The organism is Pseudomonas sp. LBUM1673 (assembly GCF_059695645.1).
Genome location: NZ_CP166780.1, coordinates 32386 through 59247, shown reverse-complemented (window position 1 = coordinate 59247; position 26862 = coordinate 32386). Strand labels below are relative to the sequence as shown.

24 protein-coding genes are annotated in these 26862 nt (G+C 59.4%); 11 read left to right on the top strand and 13 right to left on the bottom strand.

The genetic code is table 11. The features are described 5' to 3' along the window. Window position 1: 1 nt before the first annotated feature. From ACA044_RS00260 to ACA044_RS00245, 4 genes are all read left to right on the top strand, one after another. Entirely contained in the window at window positions 2-862 is an 861-nt protein-coding gene (locus ACA044_RS00260; protein ID WP_497444653.1) for an endonuclease/exonuclease/phosphatase family protein, read from the top strand. Continuing rightward, window positions 863-2893: a GGDEF domain-containing protein gene (locus tag ACA044_RS00255; protein ID WP_497444652.1), complete on the top strand. Its 2031-nt coding sequence runs from the start codon at window positions 863-865 to the stop codon at window positions 2891-2893. Between the two features lie 104 nt (window positions 2894-2997). Continuing rightward, window positions 2998-3777: an N-acetylmuramoyl-L-alanine amidase gene (locus tag ACA044_RS00250; RefSeq protein WP_497444651.1), complete on the top strand. Its 780-nt coding sequence runs from the start codon at window positions 2998-3000 to the stop codon at window positions 3775-3777. A 73-nt stretch (window positions 3778-3850) separates the two neighbouring features. Further along, window positions 3851-5467 (top strand): EAL domain-containing protein, encoded by a 1617-nt coding sequence (locus tag ACA044_RS00245; protein ID WP_497444650.1) that lies wholly within the window; start codon window positions 3851-3853, stop codon window positions 5465-5467. A 12-nt stretch (window positions 5468-5479) separates the two neighbouring features. Here ACA044_RS00245 and ACA044_RS00240 read toward each other — a convergent pair whose 3' ends face one another. After that, the gene (locus ACA044_RS00240; RefSeq protein WP_497444649.1) at window positions 5480-7270 is read right to left on the bottom strand and encodes an ATP-binding protein; all 1791 of its coding nucleotides are present in this window, start codon (window positions 7268-7270) and stop codon (window positions 5480-5482) included. A 10-nt stretch (window positions 7271-7280) separates the two neighbouring features. Then, entirely contained in the window at window positions 7281-8627 is a 1347-nt protein-coding gene (gene algB / locus ACA044_RS00235) for a sigma-54-dependent response regulator transcription factor AlgB (protein WP_497444648.1), read from the bottom strand. 440 nt (window positions 8628-9067) lie between these two features. Here algB and ACA044_RS00230 point away from each other — a divergent pair, with 440 nt between their 5' ends. The 5 genes from ACA044_RS00230 to ACA044_RS00210 all read left to right on the top strand — a co-directional run bounded on the left by ACA044_RS00230 (window position 9068) and on the right by ACA044_RS00210 (window position 13552). Beyond that, complete coding sequence (locus tag ACA044_RS00230; RefSeq protein WP_497444647.1) at window positions 9068-9355, top strand: hypothetical protein; 288 nt, start codon at window positions 9068-9070, stop codon at window positions 9353-9355. Window positions 9356-9436: 81 nt separating this feature from the next. Then, a complete protein-coding gene (locus ACA044_RS00225; RefSeq protein WP_003177151.1) occupies window positions 9437-9601 on the top strand; it encodes a DUF1328 domain-containing protein in 165 nt (54 codons plus the stop codon). Window positions 9602-9603: 2 nt separating this feature from the next. Further along, complete coding sequence (locus tag ACA044_RS00220) at window positions 9604-10068, top strand: inhibitor of vertebrate lysozyme family protein (RefSeq protein WP_497444646.1); 465 nt, start codon at window positions 9604-9606, stop codon at window positions 10066-10068. Window positions 10069-10754: 686 nt separating this feature from the next. Then, on the top strand, window positions 10755-12086 hold the full coding sequence (gltP, locus tag ACA044_RS00215) for a glutamate/aspartate:proton symporter GltP (RefSeq protein WP_497444645.1): 1332 nt from the start codon (window positions 10755-10757) through the stop codon (window positions 12084-12086). A gap of 236 nt (window positions 12087-12322) precedes the next feature. Beyond that, a complete protein-coding gene (locus tag ACA044_RS00210; protein WP_367373518.1) occupies window positions 12323-13552 on the top strand; it encodes a nucleoside recognition domain-containing protein in 1230 nt (409 codons plus the stop codon). Between the two features lie 118 nt (window positions 13553-13670). On the opposite strand, the gene ACA044_RS00205 is transcribed toward ACA044_RS00210, so the two are convergent. The 9 genes from ACA044_RS00205 to ACA044_RS00165 form a co-directional block, all read right to left on the bottom strand. Continuing rightward, window positions 13671-14297, bottom strand: coding sequence for an ABC-type transport auxiliary lipoprotein family protein (locus ACA044_RS00205; protein WP_497444644.1), 627 nt, complete (start codon window positions 14295-14297; stop codon window positions 13671-13673). Beyond that, window positions 14294-15232: an MlaD family protein gene (locus ACA044_RS00200; RefSeq protein WP_497444643.1), complete on the bottom strand. Its 939-nt coding sequence runs from the start codon at window positions 15230-15232 to the stop codon at window positions 14294-14296. The genes ACA044_RS00205 and ACA044_RS00200 overlap by 4 nt, the downstream gene beginning before the upstream one ends. 1 nt (window position 15233) lies before the next feature. Further along, the gene (locus ACA044_RS00195; RefSeq protein WP_497444642.1) at window positions 15234-16037 is read right to left on the bottom strand and encodes an ABC transporter ATP-binding protein; all 804 of its coding nucleotides are present in this window, start codon (window positions 16035-16037) and stop codon (window positions 15234-15236) included. After that, window positions 16034-17182 carry an ABC transporter permease gene (locus ACA044_RS00190; RefSeq protein ID WP_497444641.1) on the bottom strand — a complete coding sequence of 383 codons (1149 nt, stop codon included), beginning with the start codon at window positions 17180-17182 and terminating at the stop codon, window positions 16034-16036. Before ACA044_RS00190 ends, ACA044_RS00195 begins: the two co-directional genes overlap by 4 nt. 54 nt (window positions 17183-17236) lie before the next feature. Then, window positions 17237-18265: a DUF5924 family protein gene (locus tag ACA044_RS00185; RefSeq protein ID WP_497444640.1), complete on the bottom strand. Its 1029-nt coding sequence runs from the start codon at window positions 18263-18265 to the stop codon at window positions 17237-17239. A gap of 235 nt (window positions 18266-18500) precedes the next feature. Further along, on the bottom strand, window positions 18501-19880 hold the full coding sequence (locus tag ACA044_RS00180; RefSeq protein WP_497444639.1) for a M16 family metallopeptidase: 1380 nt from the start codon (window positions 19878-19880) through the stop codon (window positions 18501-18503). 56 nt (window positions 19881-19936) lie between these two features. Next, window positions 19937-21595 (bottom strand): Na/Pi cotransporter family protein, encoded by a 1659-nt coding sequence (locus ACA044_RS00175; RefSeq protein ID WP_497444638.1) that lies wholly within the window; start codon window positions 21593-21595, stop codon window positions 19937-19939. Window positions 21596-21808: 213 nt separating this feature from the next. Then, window positions 21809-22576: a TerC family protein gene (locus ACA044_RS00170; RefSeq protein WP_497444637.1), complete on the bottom strand. Its 768-nt coding sequence runs from the start codon at window positions 22574-22576 to the stop codon at window positions 21809-21811. 86 nt (window positions 22577-22662) lie between these two features. Beyond that, window positions 22663-23970 carry a CitMHS family transporter gene (locus tag ACA044_RS00165; RefSeq protein ID WP_497444636.1) on the bottom strand — a complete coding sequence of 436 codons (1308 nt, stop codon included), beginning with the start codon at window positions 23968-23970 and terminating at the stop codon, window positions 22663-22665. Window positions 23971-24292: 322 nt separating this feature from the next. On the opposite strand from ACA044_RS00165, the gene ACA044_RS00160 reads away from it, so the two are divergent. Continuing rightward, a complete protein-coding gene (locus tag ACA044_RS00160) occupies window positions 24293-24694 on the top strand; it encodes a GFA family protein (protein WP_497444635.1) in 402 nt (133 codons plus the stop codon). On the opposite strand, the gene ACA044_RS00155 is transcribed toward ACA044_RS00160, so the two are convergent. Then, window positions 24695-25021 (bottom strand): DOPA 4,5-dioxygenase family protein, encoded by a 327-nt coding sequence (locus ACA044_RS00155; protein ID WP_497444634.1) that lies wholly within the window; start codon window positions 25019-25021, stop codon window positions 24695-24697. Window positions 25022-25105: 84 nt separating this feature from the next. Here ACA044_RS00155 and ACA044_RS00150 point away from each other — a divergent pair, with 84 nt between their 5' ends. Continuing rightward, the gene (locus tag ACA044_RS00150; RefSeq protein WP_497444633.1) at window positions 25106-25771 is read left to right on the top strand and encodes an NAD(P)-dependent oxidoreductase; all 666 of its coding nucleotides are present in this window, start codon (window positions 25106-25108) and stop codon (window positions 25769-25771) included. A 48-nt stretch (window positions 25772-25819) separates the two neighbouring features. Here ACA044_RS00150 and ACA044_RS00145 read toward each other — a convergent pair whose 3' ends face one another. Further along, entirely contained in the window at window positions 25820-26770 is a 951-nt protein-coding gene (locus tag ACA044_RS00145; RefSeq protein ID WP_497444632.1) for a choline sulfate utilization transcriptional regulator, read from the bottom strand. Window positions 26771-26862: the final 92 nt, after the last annotated feature.

The following is a 26862-nucleotide window of genomic DNA, read 5'->3' as shown; positions in this document are numbered from 1 at the left end:
CATGCGCCGCAGGGGAACTGAACGCATCGTTGGCCTGCATGATCCGCGGGTCAACGAGCATCACCTGGAATCGACGGGGTTGCCCGTGGACAGCCGTCTGCGTTTGCTCAGTTTCAATATCCAGGTCGGCATCAGTACCGAACGTTATCGGCACTATCTGACCCGCGGCTGGCAGCATCTGTTGCCACACACCGGGCGTGCCGACAACCTGCAAAAAATCGGCAACCTGCTCGGTGACTTCGATCTGGTTGCCTTGCAGGAAGCCGACGGCGGCAGCCTGCGATCAGGCTACGTCAATCAGGTCGAACACCTGGCGCAGCTCGGCGCCTTCCCCTACTGGTATCAACAACTCAATCGCAATCTCGGTCATCTCGGCCAACACAGCAATGGCGTGCTCAGCCGCCTGCGCCCGTGGGCGATTGAAGATCACCCGCTGCCGGGCCCCAAGGGTCGCGGGGCCATTCTGGTGCGCTTCGGCGAAGGTCCGGAGGCGCTCGTGGTGGTGATGATGCACCTGGCGCTGGGTGCTCGGGCCCGTAGCCTGCAACTGGCCTACATTCGCGAGTTGATCGGCGGTTATAAACACCAGGTGCTGATGGGCGACATGAACACCCATGCCAGTGACTTGCTGCAAAACTCCCCGTTGCGTGATTTAGGCCTGCTCGCGCCGCAACTGGAAGCGACCTTTCCCAGCTGGCGCCCACAACGCTGCCTGGACCATATTCTGCTGAGCCCCACCCTGACCCTTGAAAAGGTCGAAGTGCTGGCACACCCCATTTCCGATCACCTGCCGGTCGCGGTAGAAATTCGTCTGCCGGGTTCGCTCACGGCCGATGCATTGCCCGCGTTGAGTCCTGCCTGAATGAGCGACGAAGCACAGCGCTGGAAAGAGAAATACCTCAAAAGCATCGAACAACAGGAAAAACTTGAACGTCGATGGGACGCCCGACTCGACCTGCTGCGTCGCGGGCTGGTGCGCAGCACCCTGGCCGCAGAAGGTACCGATCGCGTCGTTGACCAATGCATGAAGGAAATGCGCGAAGTCGTACGCACCGACGACATGGACGCAGGGCTGGCTGCCTTGCTCCCGCGCCTGGAAAAAGCCGTGCTCGACTCCGAGCAACGCCGGGAAACCCGAGTAGATCAAGTCAGCGCCGCCCTGACGGCGCTGGTCTCTCAGTTGCAAGCGTTGCCGCTGCCCCGGGAAGTGAGCCGGCCACTGAAGAGTTTCGCCAAGCAGCTGGACGGACGCGTAGGTCAGGCTCGAGAAATACCCTTATTGCTCAGCGAACTGAGTGGCCTGCAAGGCAAAGCCTTGAGCCTGTTGGAGAACCCTGTAGAACCTGGCCGTCCGGGGTTGCTGCAGCGCCTGTTCGGCAGGGAAACGGAGGAGACCGCACCACAGATCGCCGTCCCCGAATTGCAAATGCCTGCCCGGCAACCTGTCGAGCCGGTTGCAGCATCGCTGGCCGAGCCCCCACAAGCGACAGGCAATCTCGCGCCAACTGCCGATAAACCGCAAGTGGTGCTGCCAATAGAGGCCGCCCTGCCTGCCGCTACGCCCCCTGAGCTACTGGAAATTCAGGCGCCACCAGCAATGGCACCTGCGCCTGAAATCACGGCATTTGTCCCGCCTGTCCTTAAGCCAGAAGCTATGATCGGCCAGACCTCAGGGCCACAAATCCGATCGAACATCGAACAGCCACAAGAGCCGTCTCCATCGATCGCCATGCCGGCCACTCAGGCTTCGCCGGCAATCAATCCCGATGAACTGACCCCGGTGGAGATCGATCAGGAGCCGTCCGAGCACGATATTCTGTATGCCCTGCCAGACTCACCCGAACCGTCCTACAGCTCTGTCGCCAAGCATATCGAAGACACGCTGCTGGGCCTTCTCGATGACCTGACGCTGCCCGAGCGCTATCGTCCGCAAGCCGAGGCAATGCGAGATCGTCTTCAAAACGGCTTGAACTGGTACGAATTGATCCCCATCCTCGACGACCTGGCAACGTTGATGCTGGCGATTACCGACAGCGGCCAGCACGAATTCGAAGCGTATCTGCAGCGGCTCAACGAACGCCTCGAGTCATTCCAGAGCAACCTGCAAGCCGCCAGCGACGGCCACGCCGACAACCGCTCTGCCGCGCGGGAGATGGACACGCAGATTCGCGAACAAGTCGACGGCTTGCAGAGCAGCATGCAGGAAGCGGCGGACCTTGATGATCTCAAGCTCGTGCTGGAAAACCATCTCGAAGGCCTGCTCGGCACCATGGACCAACATCAGAAGCAGCGCGATGAGCGCGAGCAGGAAGTAGCGGCCCGCCTGCAAAGCCTGGCCGAAAGAGTTGCCCACATGGAGCAGGAAGCCCTGGGCTACCGCGAGCATCTTGAAGAGCAGCGCCAGAAGGCCTTGATCGATCCGTTGACCGGCCTGCCGAATCGAGCAGCCTGGAGCGAACGCCTGGAGCACGAAATAAGCCAATGGCAACAACACGGCAATACCCTGTTGCTGGCAATGCTCGACCTCGACCACTTCAAACGCATCAACGATAACTACGGCCATCTGGCGGGCGATAAGGTGCTGAAAATCATCGCCAGCGTGCTGCGCAAGCGTCTGCGCGGGACAGATTTCATTGCCAGGTTCGGCGGTGAGGAGTTTGTGCTGTTGATGCCTGCCACGGCGCCGATGGTCGGCGCGAAATTGCTGGAAACCTTGCGCGCATCGATCGAAGCCTGCCCGTTTCACTTCAAGGGTGAGCGAGTCACCATCACCATTTCCATGGGACTGACCGCCTTCAGGCCGGGCGAACATAGCGATTTTGTGCTTAAAAGAGCCGATCAGGCGCTATATCGTGCGAAAAATACCGGACGAAATCGGGTAGAACTGGGCTGACGGTCAATTGTTCCATTTTGTTTAAAGGAGCGCTTTTGCCGTCGGCGCCGCAAGGCAGTACGTTACACTGTTGCATTATTGTCTCGCGTGTATTGCCTCCTGCCATGAAATGTCTTGCTCTCATTGCTTCGCTGCTTCTGTTAGCCGGTTGCGCCAGCGGCCCCCGGATTGACACCAGCCACCCTTCAGCCAATCACGACAGTCGCATTCAGTTCGTGGTGATGCATTACACCTCCGCATCCCTCGAGAACTCGCTGCAACTGCTGACCCATGGCGAGGTCAGCAGCCATTACCTGATCGGCGACGACAAGCGCGCCACCATTTATAAGCTCATGGATGAAAATCTCCGGGCCTGGCACGCTGGCGAAAGCGAATGGCAAGGCCGGACCTGGCTGAACTCCAGTTCCATTGGCATCGAAATCGTCAATCCAGGCTTCCAGGACACCCCGAACGGGCGCCTCTGGTATCCCTACAGCGAAGCCCAGGTTCAGTCGTTGATCTTCCTGCTCAAGGACATCAGCAAGCGCCAAGGCATCAGCCCCCGCCATATCATTGGCCATAGTGACATCGCACCGATGCGCAAACTTGACCCCGGCCCACTGTTCCCCTGGAAGCGCCTGGCTGCCGAAGGCCTGGGGATCTGGCCGAACGAACAGGCCGTGGCGCAACAGCAAACGCAGTTCGCCATGCAACTGCCGAGCATCGATTGGTTTCAAGGGCAACTTGCCCGCCTGGGCTACGCCACGCCGCAGACCGGCGAACTGGATGTAGAGACACGTAATGTGCTGGCGGCCTTTCAGATGCATTTTCGCCCGTCCCGTTTCGACGGTACGCCAGATGCGCAAACCGCGGCGATTCTTCAGGTGTTGAACCAGACAAAATAATGACGCCCGCCCGACGGTCAGCGCTTTTTCCAAATCAGCAGCTATAACTCATTGGTAATTCTTCGGATATTCCATGATGCCTGCTGCTCGAGAGAGACTGCATAGCTGGTTCTATCGCCCTTGGTTTTTGGCGATGCTGGCTACTGCCTTGAGCGCAACGCTTCTAACGGTCGGCAGTTTGTTCGTGGCGATGAATCAAGTCGAGCACAACGAAAGCCAGGAAATGAACGCCCAGGGAGAACGCTTTCTGGTCCGCCTGGAGCAGCTGTTCGGGCAGTTGCGCGAAAGCCTCGATGACCTGGAAGCCCAGCCGCTGCGTGGCTGCGATGACGAAATGATCGCTACCTTGCAACAGGTCAGTTTCAATTACCGCTTCGTTTACGAAGCCGCTTACATGGATGCTTCGCGAATCTGCTCCAACCGCCCCCGCCAGGAAGGGCTGTCGCTGATCCGGTCGCCGGACATCAAGGGCCCCACCTACAGCTATTGGCTGAACACCACCACCGAACCCGATGAGAACCGCGCCGCGCTGATGCTTGGGCGTGGCAATTTTCGGGTCGCGACGTCCCGCGGGCATTTGACCGACATGGTCGATCTGTCTCCGGGAAGCAGCCTGCTGGTAGTGCTCGACCACGGCACCCGGGCGATTCCGGTACTCGGTGTCGCGCAGCCCTGGCCCCCGACGGAACATTGGCCCCCGAAAAGCCGCGATGCGCTGCAAGTCACTCATACCCGCCTGATTTACCGAATGCCCACCAACACCCCTGAATACCAACTGGTACTGATCACACCGCGCACCGGGATACATGTGCCGGTGGTGTGGTGGTGGCTACTGCCGGCCAGCCTGGCGCTGAGTGCCTGTGTAGGTATTCTGGTGTTTTTGCTGGTACGACAGCGTCAGTCGCTGGATGCCGAACTGCAAGGCGCCATACGGCGAGGCGAGCTGCAGGTGTTGTATCAACCGATCTTCGACCTCGACAGCCGTAATTGCGTCGGCGCCGAAGCCCTGCTGCGCTGGCGAAGGCCCGATGGGACGCTAACCAGCCCCGACCTGTTCATTCCAATGGCAGAGAATACCGGTCAGATCCGTCAGATGACCGACTTCGTATTGCAGCGCCTGCTGGAACAGCTCGGGCAACTGTTGCGGTCCAATCCGCAGCTGTACATCTCCGTCAATCTGGCAGCCTGCGATGTCATGGTGCCGCGTATCGGTCAGGTGATGGCGCGTCTGCTGAGTGTGCACCGGGTGGCGGCCAGGCAGATTGCCTTTGAGGTGACCGAGCGCGGATTGGTGGATGTGGTGGTGGCCAGAGAAAACCTGCAAGCCCTGCGGGATGTCGGGCATCAGGTGCTGATCGACGACTTTGGCACCGGCTATTGCAGCCTCGCCTACCTGCAAACCCTACCGGTGGACTGCCTGAAAATCGACAAGGCGTTTATCGACGCGTTGGGCCATGATGCCGCCAGCAGCGGCGTGGCACCGCACATCATTCGCATGGCTCAGGCCCTGCAACTCAAGGTGATTGCAGAAGGTATCGAACATGAAGCCCAAGCGGTGTTTCTGAGCAGCGAAGGGGTAAAGTTCGGGCAGGGCTGGCTGTTCGCCCATGCACTGAGCGCTGTGCAATTCATCGAACTGATTACCCGTGGCCGCCGACTGAACACGCGACGTCTGGATGACGAAGCCTGAGATGGCTGCGGCTTATATCGCCAGCGCCATGTAGAACTGTGTACCCTGCCCCGGCCGCGAATAGACACCCATCCGCCCGCCATGCAGTTGCACGATTTCCTTGCACAGCGCCAGACCGAGCCCGGCACCGCCCTTTTTGCGGCCGACCTGAACAAAGGGCTCGAAGATCCGTCCCTGCTGGCCGTAGGCAATGCCTTCGCCGTTGTCCTCCACACTGATAATCATCCGCTCCCCATGGCGTCGGGCCTGCAAACGTATCAGTCCGTCGTGGGAGGTATGACGCAAGGCGTTGTCGATCAGATTGTCGAGCACCCGCTCCAGTTGCGCCTGATCGGCTTGCAGCCGCGGCAACGGCCCCTGCACTTCCACCAGCAGCTCAATGCCCCTCTCCCGCGCTGAGCCGGCAAAGCGTATCTGGGCCTGCTCCAGTAAATCTTCGATGGAGCACGACGCCAGCGTAAGTTTTTGCAGGCCGTTCTGATAGCGAGAGAAATTCAGCAGGTCGTTGATCAACTGCATCAAGCGCTGCATTTCTTCATTGACGGTGTCCAGCAGGTCGGCTTCGCGGGAGTCTTCAGCAAAATGCGTCCGCTCGCGGAACAGGCCGAATGCCATGTGCATCCCGGTGACCGGTGTGCGCAACTCATGGGAAGCGCGCAGGACGAACTCACTGCGTACCCTTTCGAAGGCTCGCTGTTCGGTGACGTCATGCAACACCATCACGGCGCCGAGAATATGACCCTGGGTATGGCTGACCGGCGTCAGGCTATACGTCAGCAATCTCGACTCCCCATCGACCTCGATGCTCAGGTCGTCCGGCGCTCGCTCCAGAGTGCCGCCGCGCAGCACCAGCTGCAGCTGTTCATCCAGTTCGGGACGCTCAAGCGCCGTGCCCAGCCCTTGGCCGAGACGCTCGGTGTCCCAACCTAACTGGCGCTGAGCCACCGGGTTGAGGTGCTCAAGGTGGCCTTGGCGGTCAATCATCAGCAACCCATCGTCGATGCTGTCGAGTACCGCTTGCAAACGTTGCTGGCCGGCGAGCAGCTCGTCGATATTGGTAGCCTGATGCTCCCGCAGGGCCTCGGCCATGATCCCGAAACGCCGGGTCAGTTGGTTCATCTCCACTGCGGAGGAAATCGGCAGGGTCACTTCGAAATTGCCCTGGCCAATGTTGTCCGCCGCCTCGACCAAGGCCTCGATCGGAGCCCCGAACCGCCGGGCTATCGCGTGGGCAGTAACGAACCCGATGAACAGCACAGCCACTCCGACCAGCCCAAGCAAGCCAGCAATCAGCAACGCCCGCTCCCGGGCCTGGCGCTCGATATCAGTGATATTGTCCAGCGCGCGCTTTTGTTCAGAGATCAAACCGTTACGCAATGCGTTGAATTTTTCCGTGAGATCGCCGCCGCCACTGAGTACCTGTACCGGAACGCGGGAAAAATCAAAGGCCTGCAGCAAACTCTGATAATCAGCCTTGGCCTTTTTGAAACCGTACTGGGTACCCTCGCTGGACGGTTCGTGAGCAATGCCTTCGTCAAGCAATTGGAGGGCATGCTGTTTGGATGCCTCGAACGCCGCAGGATCAGGCGTCTCGCCGAGCACGATGATCAGTTGATCACCCAGGGTCTGACGCAGCTTCAACCCCAGATCCAGCTTGACGAAGTTGTCACGGATCAGCGCCTCCTGAGTCCCTGCCATTTGCATCACGCTCACCAGCCCGAGCAAGAGCCCGAGCAGCGCTACCGTAATCAGCGCGGAGATACTCAGAAACAGCCGGGTACGCAACGTCATCGCCAGTTTCATCGGGTACGGCTCACAGGTTGTACTGCTTGCGTTTGCGGTACAGGGTCGAGGCATCAATACCCAGGATCTTGGCCGCTTGATCCAGCGTGTCGGCCGTGGCGAGGACCGCGCCAATGTGGGCTTTCTCCAACTCATCCAGGCTCAACGCAGCGCCAATACGTGGTGTGTTGTTGGTCGGGGTCTCGGCCATGCCCAAGTGGCTGAGCTCGACCCGCTCCTGCGGGCAAATAATGCTCGCGCGCTCCACCACGTTGCGCAGCTCGCGAATGTTGCCCGGCCAGCGATAGCTGAGCAGCGCTTCGCGGGCCTCGTCGCTGAAACACCGGGCCGGACGCGAGTATTCCTTGACGAAGCGCGCCAGGAAACGGTCAGCCAGGTTCAGAATGTCTTCCCTGCGCTCGCGAAGCGGCGGCAGGTGCAAGGTGATGACGTTCAGGCGATAGAGCAAGTCTTCACGAAAACGACCATCACGGACCATGTCTTCAAGGTTGAGGTTGGTAGCCGCGAGGATTCGCACATCAGCGCGACGGGTCACCGGGTCGCCGACACGTTCGTATTCCTTGTCCTGAATGAAACGCAGCAACTTTGGTTGTAACGCTAGCGGAAAATCGCCGATTTCGTCGAGAAATAACGTTCCGCCGTCAGCCTGATTGACACGCCCCAGAGTGCTTTCGCTGGCACCAGTGAACGCGCCACGGCTGTGACCGAAGAGCTCGCTGTCCATTAATTCAGCAGTCAGGGACGGGCAGTTGATGGTGACACAGGATTTCTTCTGGCGTTTGCTCCAGCCGTGAATGGCCTGTGACAGTTCACCTTTACCGGTGCCCGACTCGCCAAGAATCAGGATGTTGGCGTCAGTACTGGCGACCTGGAGTGCGGTTTCGAACACCACTTTCATGGCCGGACTGTGGGAATCCAGCCCCTCCTTGGGTTTGCGTACTTCACCTTCGAGGGCTTCCAGGCGTGCCGAAAGTTGCCGTACTTCCAGCTGTTTGGCGGTGGCCAGGCGCAACTGATCGGGACTGCAAGGTTTGACCAGATAGTCGGAGGCACCGGCCTGGATCGCATCCACTGCAGTGTCCACGGCCGAGTGAGCCGTAACAATGACCACCCGCATCCAGGGCGCCTGGATGCGCATCTGGGCCAGAACATCGAGGCCGTTGTCTTCGCCCAAGCGCAAATCGAGGAAGCACAGATCGAAAACCTGGCGCTGCAACAAGGCTTCGGCCTGAGCAGCGCTGGTCGCGGTGGCGACGCTATAGCCTTCGTCTTCGAGGCAATAACGAAAGGTTCGAAGGATGGCGGACTCGTCGTCCACCAGCAGAATTCGGCCTTGATGCTCAGTGGCTGACTCCATGTTCCTACGCTCCTTTGATTGATGATCTTGGTTAGTCCCGGAAAAATCGGGCAAGTTGCATGGTTGATTCTGGTCGATTCCAGCCACAACAGGGTAGGTATCTACTCAGCACTAAGTTAACTAACTGATTTATTTCATTTTTATTAAAGACCGTTCTTCGGCGATTGCCTGCGTCCCTTTCTGACATCTGCGTCCTTCCCTCAATTCCAAAAACATTGAAAGTTTCAACGAGCTCATCGTGCATTACGCACGACCCTGGAAGGGCCATCGTGCAGGATGCGTTCAAAATGATTTTCACAAACAATTTAACTTGTTGTTTTTAATCATATTTACCCCAACAAAAAGGTGGCATGCACGCTGCAGGAGTCTGGGTAATCAGGGCATTTTTTACGAACCAGTGCCGCCAAAGATCACTACCCAACGTGGGAGGGAACTTCAGGATGAACCGCCAAGGTGCCGCCCAATTGCGTATCTCGCCATTGCATATGCATCAAGGCTTGTTTGCCCTGCTGGCGCTGTTAATCACCTTGATTGGCGGGCAGCAGTACTTGCGTTGGGAACAGAGCCAACAGCCAGAGATACCGCACCTGTCGATTCCACATGCACCTCAAACTCACTTCAGCGCCGTCAGCAGCAACCCGGCTGACAGAGCCGTGATGCGAATGATCGACGTCGACCAGGCCCAGCCTGTGGATGAGACGCCTGGTCAGGAGCGTTGGGTGTTTTAAGTAACTGTACTTGGCGTGACTGATGCGCCGGGAAAGGCACCACAAGCAACACCTTTAAACAGAAGCGTAAGGAGAATCACCATGTTGAGCTGGGCAATCACATTCTTGATCATTGCCATCATCGCTGCAGTACTGGGCTTCGGTGGTATCGCCGGCACCGCCACGGGTATCGCCAAGATTCTCTTTGTCGTGTTCCTGGTGATGTTCATTGCTTCCTTCTTCTTTGGCCGTCGCGGTCGAGGCTGAATATGGGCATTTCGTTAAAGACACTGGCAGCCGCCCTGCTTCTGGGCGGCAGTGCCATGGCGATAGCGGCCAATGATGGCCAGACACGAGCCAATGAGTTGCTCAATGCAGACCCGCAGTACCGTGAAACCTGGCAAGGCGTGGTGAAGAAAGAAGAACGCCTGCCGGAGTGGGTGATGAACCTGTCCGGCGATGCCGAACAAATGAATGCGGTCGAAGAGGATGGCGACAAGTACCTGGTCGGGCCGCTCTGCGAAACGCAGCAGACGTGCCTGAACAAACGCTTGATCGTGGCGTTCAGCTTCGACAAGAAGGATGCCTACGCCATGCTGGTCGAAGTGCCTGCAGGACTGCCGGCCGACAAGTCGCCCACGCGACATGCGGACTACCGCTTCCTCGGTAAACCAGACGAAGGCATGCAGAAGTTGTTGATGGAACAACTGAAGAAAGATTCAGACTGGTATTGAGTTCGAAACACGAAAGAGGCCCAGCGCTTCTTTCCACTGCGCTGCCCGAGGACGGTAGACGCATGACCAAGGGGTCGGGACGTTCTGACTGCTTCAGGGTCGGAGTGACCTACGGGTACAGGGAGTACCTGCTCACGGGCCGGGTCAGGCAAAGCTGCAACGCAAGTTCGCCGAGGCCAGAGCGGCGCGACGAACTTGCGGAGAGCTTCAACCTAACAAAACGTTGATCTAGAGCATTCAGCTCATCCCTTCTTGCTGCATATTCCCCGCCAAACCGTTTCGCAGCGTGTTTCTTTGTGACCGTATATCGAGAAAGGTCCGACTTTCACGAGAAGAAAATTCGCAGTCAAACGTAGGCTTTTTCCCAAGTTTTCACCTGCTCAAAAAAACATCAACCTGCGCTGAAATGGCCGGTTCACGGCACTTATGCCCGCGAAATTTCGTATGCAAACTGGTTGGGATGCGGGTTTCAGTTAGAAAATCTCATGCCGATTCGGCATAGGGTAGGCGTTTACAGCATTAGACGGCGCTTCCCGGCATCGGAATAGTTGCGCCTTTTTCGCTGCCTGAGAGCTGTAAATGCTCGCTCGCAGGGACCTTATACGGGGGCCGATGCAAAACTTCTTCGCCATTGAGCGTTGCAGTTCATGCATCAGCCTGAGTCAAACGCAAGTAAGGGTAAAGATATGAAGAAGGCAAAGCTTAGCCTCGCCTGGCAGATCCTCATCGGTCTGGTTCTGGGGATAGCAATAGGTGCACTGCTCAACCACTTTAGTGCCGAAAAAGCCTGGTGGATCAGCAACGTCCTGCAACCGGCAGGCGATATCTTTATCCGTCTGATCAAGATGATCGTGATCCCGATCGTGATTTCCTCGCTGATCGTCGGCATCGCTGGTGTAGGGGACGCGAAAAAACTCGGGCGTATCGGTCTGAAGACCATCATTTATTTCGAGATCGTCACCACCATCGCCATTCTGGTCGGTCTGGTGCTGGCCAACGTGGTCCATCCGGGCAGCGGCATCGACATGAGCACCCTGGGTACGGTGGATATTTCCAAGTACCAGGCCACTGCCGCCGAGGTTCAGCATGAACACGCGTTTATCCAGACCATCCTCAATCTGATCCCGTCGAACATCTTTGCGGCCATGGTCCGCGGCGAGATGCTGCCGATCATCTTCTTCTCCGTGTTGTTCGGTCTCGGTCTGTCGAGCCTGCAATCGGACCTGCGCGATCCGCTGGTGAAGATGTTCCAGGGCGTGTCGGAAAGCATGTTCAAGGTCACCCACATGATCATGAACTACGCCCCGATCGGCGTGTTCGCGCTGATCGCGGTGACCGTGGCCAACTTCGGCTTCGCCTCCCTGTTGCCGCTGGCCAAACTGGTCGTCCTGGTTTACTTCGCCGTCGCCTTCTTCGCCTTTGTGGTGTTGGGCCTGATCGCCCGCCTGTTCGGCTTCTCGGTGATCAAGCTGATGCGCATCTTCAAGGATGAGCTGGTCCTGGCCTACTCCACGGCCAGTTCCGAAACCGTGCTGCCGCGCGTGATCGAGAAGATGGAAGCCTACGGTGCGCCGAAAGCCATTTGCAGCTTCGTGGTGCCGACCGGCTACTCGTTCAACCTCGACGGTTCGACCCTGTACCAGAGCATCGCGGCGATCTTCATCGCCCAGCTGTATGGCATCGACCTGTCCATCAGTCAGCAATTGCTGCTGGTGCTGACCTTGATGGTCACCTCCAAAGGCATCGCCGGCGTACCGGGCGTGTCCTTCGTGGTACTGCTGGCTACTCTGGGCAGCGTCGGTATTCCGCTGGAAGGCCTGGCGTTTATCGCCGGCGTCGACCGCATCATGGACATGGCCCGTACCGCGCTGAACGTTATCGGCAACGCCTTGGCCGTATTGGTTATCGCTCGTTGGGAAGGCATGTACGACGACGCCAAGGGCCAGCGCTACTGGAACTCCCTGCCGCACTGGCGCAGCAAGGAAAAGCTGCCGGTTGGCGAAGTTTCCAGCAACTGACGCATAACCCTGTAGGAGCGGGCTTGTGTGGTGAGGGGGCTTGCCCCCGTTCGAGTGCGCAGCGCTCGCAGGTCTTGGGTCCGCTGCGCGGCCCAACGGGGGCAAGCCCCCTCGCCACAGCCCGCTCCCACATTGGTCTTTTGCTAGCAGTACTAAACAAACCCCGGAGAAATCCGGGGTTTGTCGTTTCTGCCTACCCCGCTATCATTCGCCGCATCTTCCGGGGGATTTGACTGATGCTTAATGGCCTGTGGCTTGGCTTCTTCATCGTGGCAGCCGTATCGGCGCTGGCGCAGTGGCTGATCGGCGGCAATGCCGGGATCTTTGCGGCGATGGTGGAAAGCATTTTCGCCATGGCCAAATTGTCGGTCGAGGTCATGGTCCTGTTGTTCGGCACCCTCACCCTCTGGCTGGGCTTTCTGCGAATTGCCGAGAAGGCCGGGATCGTCGAATGGCTGGCCAAGGCGCTGGGCCCGCTGTTCCTGCGCCTGATGCCGGAAGTGCCGCCCGGGCATCCGGCCATCGGTCTGATCACGCTCAACTTCGCCGCCAATGGCCTGGGCCTGGACAACGCCGCCACGCCCATCGGCCTCAAAGCCATGAAGGCGCTGCAAGAGCTCAACCCCAGCGACACTATCGCCAGCAACGCGCAGATCCTTTTTCTGGTGCTCAACGCCTCCTCCCTGACCCTGCTGCCGGTGACGATCTTCATGTACCGCGCCCAGCAAGGCGCGCCTGATCCGACCCTGGTGTTCCTGCCGATTCTGTTGGCCACCAGTTGTTCGACCCTGGTCGGTCTGTTGTCGGTGGCGTTCATGCAGCGTCTGCGCCTGTGGGATCCGGTAGTGCTCGCCTACCTCATACCCGGTGCCCTGGCCCTCGGCGCCTTCATGGCGCTGCTGGCGACGCTCTCGGCGACCGCTCTGGCGAGCCTGTCATCGATTCTCGGCAACCTGACGCTGTTCGGGCTGATCATGCTGTTTCTGGTGATCGGCGCATTACGCAAAGTGAAGGTCTACGAGGCATTCATCGAAGGTGCCAAAGAAGGCTTCGATGTGGCCAAGAACCTGTTGCCGTATCTGGTGGCGATGCTCTGTGCCGTGGGCGTGCTGCGAGCATCCGGGGCGCTGGATTTCGGTCTGGACGGGATTCGTCATCTGGTGGAGTGGGCCGGTTGGGACACGCGCTTCGTCGATGCGCTGCCGACGGCCATGGTCAAACCCTTCTCCGGCAGCGCCGCACGGGCAATGCTGATCGAAACCATGAAGACCTCCGGGGTAGACAGCTTCCCGGCACTGGTGGCGGCGACGATTCAGGGCAGTACCGAAACGACCTTCTATGTGTTGGCGGTGTACTTCGGCGCGGTGGGCATTCAGCGTGCACGGCATGCGGTGGGGTGTGCGTTGCTGGCGGAGCTGGCGGGGGTGCTTGGCGCGATCGGGGTTTGTTACTGGTTCTTCGGTTAAACCAAGAACCCTGTGGGAGCGAGCCTGCTCGCGATGAAGTCGGCACATTCAACAATTCTGTTGGCTGTTAAACCGCCATCGCGAGCAGGCTCGCTCCCACATTGATGTGTGTAGGTCTTCAAGGCCTCAGCGGCGGCGCAACCTTCTGACCTTGCTCCACCGTCCAAGCCACCACCTGCGCCGTCAACTGATCGCTGGCCTGGCCAAAACCGGTCACCACCGCCGCCACCTTCACATCGCTCAACGGCTGATGCACCTCAAAGCGTCGGCTGGCGAGGATTCGCTGGTCATACCCACGCACCAGCAACGCATCCAGGCGCACGACCACGCTCGCCGCCGTGCCCTGGTACTCGGTCTGGAACGCTTGCAGGTTGCCGCCCAGTTCCAGGTCCGCCTGGAAATTACTGTCATCGGTGCTGAGCAACGGCACGCGACCGTCACGCTGGAAACCATCAAGCAGACGATTGCGCAACAGCACCGGTGCCGGATCGCTCCAGCGTGAAGCCTTGTAGCTGCTGATCAGATCACCCTGAGGGATTACAGCAATTTTCGGGTTGTTCAAGGCTTCGCTGGTCTGAGGCTTGGCCAGCCGCAACGACCAGCGCTGCGGCGTGCCGTGATGGGCCGGTGCGTCGCGCTGTGCCGACGGCAGTCGATAGACATCGGACGGCTCGGTCTTGGGGAAAATCGAACAGGACGCGACCAACGCAAAACCGGCGAGGAGGGCGAGATGAGCCCGCTTCATGGCGTGAACTCCTTGTTTTTATCACTGCCCAGCAGGTAACCGCTGGGGTTGGCCTCAAGTCGCTGGGAAATGGTCCGCAACGAACTCAAGGTATCGCGCAGCTCACGCACCGCCGGTGCCAGGCCATTGAGGCCCTGCATGCCGTTGTTGAGGGAATCCTGATTGGCGGAGAGCAACGTGTTGATGGTCGCGCTGCTCTGTTCCAGGGACTTCATGGCTTGCTCGGCACTGCCGAACATCTGCTTGCCCTGATCGTTGAGCAGGCCGTTGGCGTTACGCATCAACGCGGTGGTCTGTTCCAGGGTGGCGCTGGCCTGCTTGCCAACCGAAGCCAATTGCTGCATCGCCTGACGAATGTCGCCGCGCTGGTCGGCGATGGTGCCGGTGGTTTGCTCCAAGTGCTCCAGGGTCTTGCTGATGCTCGCGACGTTCTCCGAGGAAAACAACTGATTGGCGTTGTGCATCAACACGTTCACGCCCACCATCAGATCGTTACTGTCATTCATCAACCGGGCAATGGGCGAGGGCGATGCAACGATTGTCGGCAAATTACCATCCTTGCCCTTGAGCGTCGGACTTTGCGGCGTGCCACCGCTGAGCTGGATGATCGAGGTCCCGGTGATCCCGGTCAGCGCCAGTTTGGCCTGGGTGTCTTCTTTGATCGGGGTGTCTCCGCCCAAGCGAATCCGCGCCAACACCCGGCGCGGATCGTTCGGGTCCAGGCGCAGCATCACCACGTCGCCGACCTTGATCCCGCTGTACTGCACGGCACTGCCCTTGGACAGGCCGCTAACCGCCTCGTTGAAGACGATTTCGTAATCCTTGAATTCGGTATCGACGCTGGACTTGGCCAGCCACAGACCGAAGAGCAGGGCGCCTGCCACCACTATGACGGTGAACAGGCCGATCAATACGTGATGGGCTCGGGTTTCCATGTCAGACCTCGTTGAACTGGTTAGCGGCCGTCAGCGCCGCGCGGCCGCGAGGGCCATGGAAGTATTCGTGAATCCACGCATCATCGGTTTCCGACACCTTGTCGATGGCGTCCGCCACCAGCACTTTCTTCTGCGCCAGCACTGCCACCCGGTCGGTGATGGTGTAAAGCGTGTCGAGGTCGTGGGTCACCAGAAACACACTCAGGCCCAAGGCATCGCGCAGAGTCAGGATCAGTTGATCGAAGCCTGCGGCGCCAATCGGATCTAGACCGGCGGTGGGCTCGTCGAGAAACAGGATGTCCGGGTCCAAGGCCAAGGCACGGGCCAGAGCCGCGCGTTTGATCATGCCGCCGGACAATGAAGCAGGGTATTTGTCGGCCGCCGACAACGGCAGCCCGGCCAACGCCAGTTTCACCGCCGCCAGGTGCTCGGCGTCGGCACGGCTCAGGCCGGCGTGTTCAATCAGGGGCAGGGCGACGTTCTCGGTCACAGTGAGCGAAGAGAACAAGGCACCTTTCTGGAACAACACACCAAACCGCCGTTCGACCAGCGAGCGCTCGTGTTCCGACAGACTCGGCAAGTTCTTGCCGAAGACCTTCACCAGCCCTTCGCTGGGCTGACGCAGGCCGACAATGCTGCGCAGCAGCACTGATTTGCCGCTGCCGGAACCGCCGACCACCGCCAGAATCTCGCCCTTGTACAAGTCCAGGTCGAGGTTCTCGTGCACGCTCTGGCGGCCGAAGCGATTGCACAGCCCACGGACTTCAATCACCGCCTCTGAAGGCGCTCGGGGTAAACGACTCACCAGTCCATCTCCATGAAAAACAACGCAGCCACAGCGTCGAGCACGATCACCACGAAAATCGACTGCACCACACTGGACGTGGTGTGCGCGCCGACAGACTCGGCGCTGCCGCTGACCTTGAAGCCCTCGAGGCAACCGATGGCGGCAATCAGGAACGCAAAAATCGGCGCTTTGACGATCCCCACCAGAAAGTGCTGAACGCCGATGTCCGATTGCAGCAGAGACAGGAACATCGCCGGCGAGATATCCAGCGACAGCGCGCAGACTACGCCACCGCCGACAATCCCTGACAGCATCGCCAGAAAGGTCAGCATCGGCAGCGCCACCAGCAACGCCAGGACGCGGGGTACTACCAGCAACTCCATCGGGTCGAGGCCGAGAGTGCGGATCGCGTCGATTTCTTCATTGGCCTTCATCGAACCGATCTGCGCGGTGAACGCACTGGCGGTGCGGCCCGCCATCAGGATCGCCGTGAGCAACACACCGAATTCCCGCAGAAAAGAGAACGCCACCAGGTCCACGGTGAAAATACTCGCGCCGAAACTCGCCAACACCGTCGCCCCGAGAAACGCCACCACAGCCCCCACCAGAAAGGTCAGCAGGGCGACGATGGGCGCGGCGTCGAGGCCGGTCTGTTCGATGTGCGCGACCATCGGCGTAATACGCCAGCGTTTGGGCCGAAACAGCCCGCGAGCAATGGTTTCCAGGATCAGGCCGACAAAACCCAACAGTTGCAACGTGTCCTGCCAGACCGCATCGACCGCACGGCCGATGCGGGTCAGCAGGTGAATGCCGACGCTGATTTCCGGCTCTTTGATCGGCACGCAGAAATCGGTCAGTGAGCAGTACACCGTCTGCAACAAAGCGCGATCAGCGGAAGAAAGGGTGCACTCGGGGTGTTCGGCAGATTTGCCCAGACGCTCGGCCCCCAGCAACTCCACCAACAATGACGCACCCGCCGTATCGAGCGCGCCGAGGCCATTGAGATCGATGTGGGTGTCGTTGTCGTATTGGCCACGCAGCTTTTCGCTCAGGCGGCTGAGATCGGCGTAATGGGCGAGCGTCCAGTCACCCGTGACCCGCAACAGGGCAGGGCTGTGGGAGGTGTCCAGTTGGGCACTGCCGGGCAATGTGCTGCTGGTCATAAGCTCCGTGCTTGTTCGGCTATTACGCAGATCTGACTAATAGCACGAACCGCGTTACTTTTCTTTGATGGGTGTGCTGTCCAGGACCTTGAAGCGCAACACGCCGATCAGCTGGCCGTCTTCGGTGAGCACCCGAACCTGCCATTTGCCCGCGGGGTTACCGGGGAAGTTCTGTTTGTGGGTCCAGGCGCGGTAGCCTTCCTTGCGCCCCCCGTTGATATCCAGCGGGATACGGTCGACTTCTTTACCGTTGAACATCCAGACGTGATAAATCCGCTCAGCCAGACCACGAGGGGCGTTGATCGCGGTGTACGCGTATAGCCCACCTCCACGAATCTGCTCGGCGCTGACTTCTTCCAGACTCTTGCCAGGGGTGCGGTCCTGCATTTGGGTACTGATTGCCACATCGGTCATCCACAGGGTCGCCGGCGGAACCCAGGAACGCAGCACCCAACCCACAGCGCCGATGCCGACGGTGATGCTGAGAATCGCCAACGCGTTGCGCACGGTCCGAATCGGGAAGATCGACGCCAGGCTGGGGAATGACAGCAACATGGCAATGCCCAGCGCCAGTTTGAAACTCTGGGCGGTGGTCAGGTGCAGGATGACGGGCAGGGCGGTCAGCAGCGCAGCGAACAGAGTCAGGGTGTGCAGCGCCAGGAACGCCCAACGGCGCGGCGCCAACCATTTGTAGTAGAGCGGGTCGATGATCGAAATCAGCGCCGCCATGCTCAACAACCCCGTGAAGAACAGCTGGCTGCTGTTCCAGGTGGTGGTGATTAAAAAGAACGGCAGGACGAAGAACAGGCTTTCCTGATGGATCATCTGCGTCGCGTAACGAAGCAGCGGCTGGGGTATTTCACGCTTGAAGACCCTGGCGAACAGCTTGGTGAGGCTGTTTTCCAGCATCAGCCAGACCCAGCTGATCAGCATGATGGTGGTGATCCACGTCGCCAGACCTTGTTGGCGATCCACCAGCATGAAACTGCATACCCCGGAGATGAAACCGCCAAGCGCAATGACCCCGGGATAGCGCCTCATCAATTCGAGGATGCGCTGTACGTACAGGGTCAGGTTCGGCATTCGGCGGTTCACAATAGTCGTGGGGGAAATCCCCGACAGGGTACCGCCCGAGGGGCCCTGTGGCGAGGCTTGCGGTCGATTTGATCGAACCCAAAACCCTGTGGCGAGGGAGCTTGCTCCCGCTCGGCTGCGCAGCAGTCGCAATGGTGAATGCGGTGTGTCTGATAAACCGGGGTGCCGTTTTTCAGGGCCGCTTCGCAGCCCAACGGGAGCAAGCTCCCTCGCCACAGGGAAATCATTGCTTTCTGCGGTGAACGCGCCAACCCAATATTCCAAGCACCATCAGTCCAAATCCCCCGACAATCGCCCACATCACCTGGTCATAACTCATCAGCGGCTTCTCGATCCGCAGATACCCCGGCTGCAGCAGCAACTCACGCATCGCCTTGTTCGCCTCGGCCAGTGTCACGTCTTGCAGTGCCTTGGCCGGGTTGACGAAATGGCCGTCCTCATAGTCGCCGAGGGCGCTCCAGTAATAGTCCGCCAGGGCGCTGTTGCCTTGCACGGCCCAGGCCTGGCGAGCGCTGGCGGCTTGCTTGAGACGGGCGAAGGTGGTGGCGTCGAGGCCGTTCTTGAGCAGATCGGCTTTAAGCTCATCCAGCACCTGTTCCGCTGCCAGCACGTCGTCGCGATCAAGGTCGGCGTTCAGGCTCATGAAGCCCACCCCGCCAAACACCTCGCGCTCGGCCGAGGGACCGTAGGACAACCCATGGGCCAGGCGCAATTGGCGATAGAGCGCCCAATCCAGATAGTCCTTGAGCAGGTCGAAGGTTTCGTCATGATGGTCTTCCAGCACCGGTTCCGGCACCAACCAATGCAACTTGGCTCCGCCGCCGACGAAACCGTTACTCAGGTTGCGCTCGTGGGCCGCACTGGCCTGAATGTCTGGCAGCGGCAGGTGAGCGCTAGGCTCAACCGCTTCGAGCGCACCATAGGCCCGTTCCAGATAGGCCGGCAGCAGGCGGTCGAGGTCGCCGACTACGATCAGGGTCATGTTGTTGGGCGCGTACCAGTCCTTGCGCACTTTCTCCAATTGCTCGCGGGTCAGGTGATCGACTTGCGCGCGCTCGGGGCATTTGAGGCCCAGCTCCACCGCCAACTGATTACTGGCGGTGTGGCCCAGGTCCTGGCGATCCAGCCAGCGTTGCAGGTGCGAATAATGACCACCGTCCTCGCGCTCGACCACTTGTTTGGCGACGTTGATGGCATTGTCGTCGATACGGGTCTGGGTCAGCAGCGCCAACAACAGATCGAGGACCTTGCGCTGGTTTTTCGCCGGGGCTTCGATGACGAAGGTCGTGTCGGCATTGCTGGTGTAGGCATTCCATTCACCGCCCAAGGCCTGCATGCGTTCCTCCAGACCGCCTTCGCCGGTGGCGTCGATGCCGCTGAACAGCAAGTGTTCAAGCAGGTGCGGCAGCTCCTTGTCGGCACAGCTGAAATCATCCAGGCCTACGCCAACCACCAACCGGATCGCCACATGCCCGCGCTCGGAGCCCGATTTGAGGACCAATTGCAGGCCGTTGGGCAGCGTATAGCCCTCGACCTGAAAGCGATCCAGGGCAAATGAAGGCAGTGAACCGAGCAACAGACAAGCGAACAGCAGACAACGCATAACAAGTTTCCGTACGGCCAGCGTAAGTTCAACAGACTTCAGGCAACTGTGGACGTTCAGGGTGAATGAGTGATGTCAGCCATATCATCGACCGCCAGAGCGCCGGTGTCTGAAGTGCCCAACACGGCATAGGCACTGCTGCAAAACAGCGAATTGAGGCGTCTCATGTCGGCGATCAGCTCCAGGTGCAGCGAACTGGTCTCGATGCTTTGCACAATCTTACGGTGTAAGCGGCTGACATGAGCGTGGGCCAGGCGGCGTTCCTGTGCGCGAAAGCGACGTTTCTCACGCAGTAATTGACGGGCACTTTCCGGGTCGGCACTGAGATATACCGACAACCCCAGGCGCAGATTGGCAATCAGCTGACTGTGCAGCCCCGCCAACTCCTCCAGACCGACCTCGGAAAAAGATCGGCGTTGCGAGGTTTTCTGCTGCTGAACCTTGCGCAGCATGCGTTCGATCAGGTCGCTGGCGAGTTTCAGGTTGATCGCCAACTCGATGGTTTCCGCCCAGCGCCGGCTGTCCTGCTCGCTGAGGTCTTCGCGGGGCATTTGTGCCAGATAGAGTTTGATGGCGCTGTAGAGCGCTTCGACATCATCGGTCAGACGACGTATTTCCTGGGTGACGGCGGTCTGCTTGCCGCGCAGCACGGCGAGCATGGCTTCGAGCATGCTGTCGACCAGATCGCCGATGCGCAGGGTTTCCCGGGCGGCATTGGCCAGCGCCAGACTCGGGGTTACCAACGCTGTCGGGTCAAGATGCCGTGGTTTGGCCGTGCCGTTGATGTCCGGCCGCTCTGGCAGCAACCACGCACAGAGCTTGGCCATCGGCCCGACGCTGGGCAGCAGGATCAGGCAGCGCGTGGTGTTGTAGAGCAGATGGAAGCCGATGACCATTTCCTGAGCGCTGAAATCGAAGCTGTCGATCCAGTGCACCAGCGGATCGAGCACCGGAATGATCAGCAGCAAACCGATCAGTTTGTACAACAGGCTACCAAGCGCCACCTGACGGCCGGCGGCGTTCTGCATGCTGGTGCTGAGGAAGGCGAGAATGCCGCTGCCGATGTTGGCGCCGATCACCAGGCCGATGGCCACTGGCAGACTGATCACGCTGGCACCGGCGAGGGTCGCGGTCAGCAGGACGGCAGCCAGGCTGGAGTAGGAAATCATCGCGAACAGCGCGCCGACCAAAGCATCGAGCAGGATATCACCGGTCAAAGAGGCGAAGATGACCTTCACGCCTTGCGCCTGAGTGATCGGCGCGGCGGCCTCGACGATCAGTTGCAGCGCCAGAATGATCAGCCCCAGACCGATACTGACCCGCCCCATCTGCCCGACCCGGGTCTGCTTGCGTGACAGGAAGAAAATCACCCCGAGGAAAATCAGCAACGGCGACAGCCACGACAGGTCGAGGGTCAGGACCCGCGCCATCAGTGCGGTACCGACGTCGGCGCCGAGCATGGTCGCCAATGCCGGAGTCAGCGCCATCAGGCCCTGACCGACAAACGAGGTGACGAGCATGGCGGTGGCATTGCTGCTTTGGACCATGGCAGTCACCACGATCCCGGCAACAAATGCCAGCCCGCGTCTGGACATGTTCTGGGCAATCACGTGGCGCAGGTTGGAACCATAAACCCGCAGAATGCCGGTTCGGACGATGTGCGTGCCCCAGATCAAAAGGGCCACGGCCGATAACAAATTGAGCAGGGTGAGCATGCAGGCCCCCTGTGGTGGTAGCGCCCCAGTGGGGCAAGTTGACGGTGCCGCGCGTTTTTCTACGTTCTGTACTTAAGCTGTAGTTGGCTAACGGTCTGGACGCCAGCATCGCATAGCTAAAGAGGCGATTGAAACAAAACTGTCATGAAAACAGTTTGCTGCAGAGATGACAAAGGGGCCCGAAGGCCCCTTTGTCATAGCAGGGTGTTCGGGTTATTGACCCGGAACATCCTTGCGCAGTTTCACCGGATCCTGCTGCTTCTTCTTTTTCTTCATCGCGGTACGCATCTTGATGTTGACCGCTTCCACCGCCAACGAGAACGCCATGGCGAAGTAGACGTAGCCTTTTGGCAAGTGCACATCGAACGATTCGGCAATCAGCACGGTACCGACCAGTAGCAGGAACGACAGCGCCAGCATCTTCAGCGACGGGTGCTTGTCGATGAACTCGCTGATGGTGCCCGAGGCCAGCATCATCACCAGCACGGCAACGATGATCGCCGCGACCATGACCGGTACGTGGGAAACCATGCCCACCGCGGTGATCACCGAGTCCAGCGAGAACACGATGTCGATGATCGCGATCTGGATGATGGTGTACAGGAAGTTGCCACCCTTGCCCGAAGGCTCGTCGCCACCTTCGTCTTCGCCTTCCAGCGCGTGGTACATCTCTTGCGAGCTCTTCCACAGCAGGAACAGACCACCGAAGAACAGGATCAGGTCACGCCCCGAAATGCCCTGGCCGAACATTTCGAACAGGTCTGCGGTGAGGCGCATGACCCAGGTGATCGACAGCAGCAACAGGATCCGCGTGATCATGGCCAGCGCCAGGCCGAAAATCCGGGTGCGCGCCTGCATATGCTTGGGCATGCGGCTGACCAGGATCGAGATCATGATGATGTTGTCGATGCCCAGGACAATCTCCAGGGCAGTCAGGGTGAAGAAGGCAACCCAGATTTCAGGGTTGGTCAGCCATTCCATGTGTATTCCTTTGAGGATGTGTTAAACCACGAAGGGCCCAGGCTTCACTACAGCAAAGCCTGGACCCTTCATGATGAGTCTTGAGCTTATAGAGTGCTGAACAGCGGAAAAATCCCCATCAGCAACGCAGCCACCAGTATGCACAGGCAAACCAGCACTGCCCACTTCAAGGTGAACCGCTGATGGTCACCGAACTCGATACCGGCCAGGGCCACCAACAGATAAGTAGATGGTACCAGCGGGCTCAGCAAGTGGACGGGTTGACCGACAATCGAGGCACGTGCCATTTCCACCGCGGTTATACCGTAATGACTGGCTGCTTCGGCAAGCACCGGTAACACACCGTAATAAAAAGCATCGTTCGACATGAAGAACGTGAACGGCATGCTCACCAGCGCGGTGATCACGGCCAGGTACGGGCCGAGGAAATCCGGGATGACTGCCAGCAAGCTTTTAGACATGGCGTCGACCATGCCGGTGCCCGTCAGGATACCGGTGAAGATGCCCGCGGCAAAGATCAACCCGACCACCGCCAGCACGCTACCGGCGTGGGCCGCAACGCGGTCTTTCTGCTGCTGCAGGCACGGGTAGTTGACGATCATCGCGATACTGAACGCCACCATGAACAGTACCGGCAGCGGCAACAGGCCGGCGATCAAGGTGCCCATCAGCCCCAGGGTCAGCGCACCGTTGAACCAGATCAGCTTTGGACGACGGGCGTCAGGGAACTGGGAAACGCTGATTTCGCTGTGGTCGACTTCATCACCGACCAGATGCAGTTCACCCAGACGCGCACGCTCGCGTTTACCGTAGAAGTAGGCAATCGCCAGAATCGCCACCACGCCGGCCAGCATCGCCGGAATCATTGGCACAAAGATGTCGGACGGGTCGACATGCAGCGCACTGGCCGCACGAGCGGTCGGGCCACCCCATGGCGTCATGTTCATCACGCCACCGGCGAGGATGATCAGACCGGCCATGATCCGCGGGCTCATGCCGATGCGGCTGTAGAGCGGCAGCATGGCGGCCACGCAGATCATGTAAGTGGTGGCGCCATCACCGTCCATGGACACGATCAGCGCCAGTACGGCGGTACCGACCGAAACTTTCAACGGGTCGCCCTTGACCAGTTTGAGGATCTTGCGCACGGCCGGGTCGAACAGGCCGGAGTCGATCATCAGGGCGAAGTAGAGAATGGCGAACATCAGCATCACGCCGGTCGGCGCCAGCTTGGTGATGCCCTCGAGCATCATTGGGCCGATTTTCGGCGAGAAACCGCCGAACAGGGCGAAGATGATCGGGATGATGATCAGGGCGATCAGCGCGGACAAGCGCTTGGTCATGATCAGGAACATGAACGTGATGACCATGGCGAAGCCAAGGAAAGTCAGCATAGGAATACTCCAGGCGTAGCGCGGCTAGTAAATGGGCGAACCGGATGAGGTCAGCGCAGAACGGGAAGCACGAGACGTACGGGCGGAGTTGCAGCGAAAAGGCGGATAGGAGAGGACATCAGAATCACCATTGTTGTTGTTAAATGGACCGGGCGAGCGAAAAAACACTCGCATTGGCCAACCGGTCTGTTGCCGGCAGTGAGGGCGATCCTAATGGGGGAAGCTTTCAGCCAGCTTTCGAGGATGAAAGCATTGACCGAATGTGCAACCGGTCGTCGGCCGGGTCGAGAGGCCCATAAACACAGGGTCAGGAGGCAAAGACATGGGCGAACTTCATACCGGCGGCTGCCACTGCGGACAAATTCGCTATCAATTCAGCGGGCCTTTGCAGGATATCGCTCACTGCCATTGCTCGATTTGTCGGCGGGTCAGCGGCGGGATCGTGACCACCTGGATCACCGTGCCCACCTCGGCATTTACCTGGGTGGCGGGTACGCCGTCCCGGTACGAGTCTTCGTCCACTTGCGTGCGGTATTTCTGCCCCAACTGTGGGGCGCAACTGGCGCTGGTGACGAAGCTCAGCCCCGAGAGCATCGACGTAACCATCGCCACCCTCGACCATCCCGAGCAGGCTCCGGCCGAGCGGCATATCTGGATGGACAGTCGGTTGCCTTGGCTGCATCTGGACGAGCACTTGCCCGGCGAGGCCGAAGAACAACTCTGATTAGAAAACAGACAGATTCAGCGGCCGGATCGCGCCCATCCAGATCGCGTGTTCGGTGTGGTCGAGCAGATCGTCGCCGGTGTCCGGGTGCAGGAATACCACCAACCCCTTGCGGTTGAGCGCCAGCCACGGCAACACCGCGCCGATGTATTGCGGCTCGAAAGCCAATTGGCAGCTCCAGTCCGGGTGCGGACCGACCGGGCGTTCGTGCACGCGCCCCATCTTCAGTGGAAACAATTGCGCGGCCTGCTCACACAAGGCCCGGGCCTGCGCAAGGGTGCTGACATCGAAATAGACATGGGCGTGGTAGCCCTTGATCTGTTGCATCTGAAACCTCTCTGAAACCTGGTCGAACCCACCCTGCTTCCCGCAGGTCACACGCTATATAGGCAGGAAGTACGGAGCACAGCCATGAAAAATGCCGAAACCCCGGTGGTGAAAGTGGTGCTTTATGGTGCCATGAGTAGCCTGGGCAGTGCGCTGATGGCTGAAATGCTGCGGCGCCAGCATGAAGTGATCGCGATTCTCGATGACCTGACAGCGCTCGCCCCACGTCCGGGTTTAAGGACCAAGGCCGGCGACCTGTTCGATGCCCAGCGGGTCAAGCAGAGCGTGGCCGGCTGTTCGGCAGTGATCTGCCTGCTGGATGCGCCAGGGTTGCCGATGAACAGTGAACGCATCGAAAAATCCATCGTGCCCGGCCCGGTCGAAGAGGTGCTGGCGGTGGATGCACTGATCGACGGCATGCAGGCTGCGGGCATTGCCCGGTTGTTTGTGGTGGGCGATTTCGAGGTGCTGGACGATCCGGAAATAGAAGACCCGCTGCAACGTCACGCCGCCGAAGAAATCCGCGAGGCTCTGCAAAGCAGCTCCTTGCACTGGACCCTGGTGAACGCACCCCGTGGCGTGCCCGGGCTGACCCTTGAACATTTCAGTCACGTCAGCACGAGCCTGGAACCCGGCTTGGCCAAACCGCTGGAACGGCTGAACCGAGTCGCCGTGGGGATTGCCGACGAGCTATGGCTGAATTTGCATGTCGGGGAGCATGTGAGTTTTGTTGCGGCTACGGAGCCGTAAAAATATCGCCGCCTTCGGCAGCGCCCGCAGGTGCGTAGGGGCTCGCGCTCACACCGCAATCGAAGGTAAAGGGAGGCCGCTAAGCGATTGCGCACTACTGGCCTGTTCCGCCATCAGCCAATCCACAAATTTTTGAATCAAGGCCCCGCGCCGTTTGCGTTGGGGAAGAACGACGTAATAGCCAAGCCTGGAAATCACCGTGTCGGCAATCGGCCGACACAACAGACCTTGCGCCAACAAGTTATCCACAAGGTGCCGCCACCCGATCGCAACGCCCTGACCGCCAATCGCTGCTTGAATCAGCAGGGTGTAATTGTCGAAGCGCAACTGGCCCGGGGCCGGGGCCGATGTGATCCCGAGCTCGCGAAACACGCCGCTCCAGTCGAACCAGTTGCTGCTGTGTTCGCCTCGCAGGTGCAACAACGGAAACTCCAGCAACGACTGAGCCGGCAAGGGCAGGGTACGGTCCTTCAATAGCAGCGGGCTGCACACTGGAAACACCTCTTCACTGAACAGCCAGTGGCTCTCGCCTTGCTTGAACCGGCCATCGCCAAACAACACGGCCACATCGATATCGGTACGCAGCATGTTATGGCTGCGTTCACTGGTGACCAGGCTGACGTCCACGTGTGGATTGGCGGCATGGAAACGGTGCAGGCGCGGCATCAGCCAGTACGCAGCGAAGGCGAAGTCGGTGGCCACCTGCAACACTTCGTGCTGTTGCTGTGCGCTGATTGAGCTTAATCCTGCATCGATATTCTGCAAACCGAGCTGAACTTGCTCGAACAGAATGGTTCCGGCCTCGGTCAGCTCAATGCCGCGATAAATGCGGTCGAACAACCGTGTAGCGAGCTGTTCTTCCAATCGTTTGATCTGCTGACTGATGGCCGGTTGCGTGGTGCCAAGCTCTACCGCGGCGGCGGTGAAACTGCGTTGCCGGGCCGCGGCTTCAAAGGCGCGCAGCAGGTCCAGGGACAAATCACCGAGGGAGTCATACATAAGCTGTGCTTATCCTAGTCATTGCCTGGCATGGGCTTTACCACAAAGATTATGGACTCCATGCTCGATCACAGCACTCTCGCATAAATATC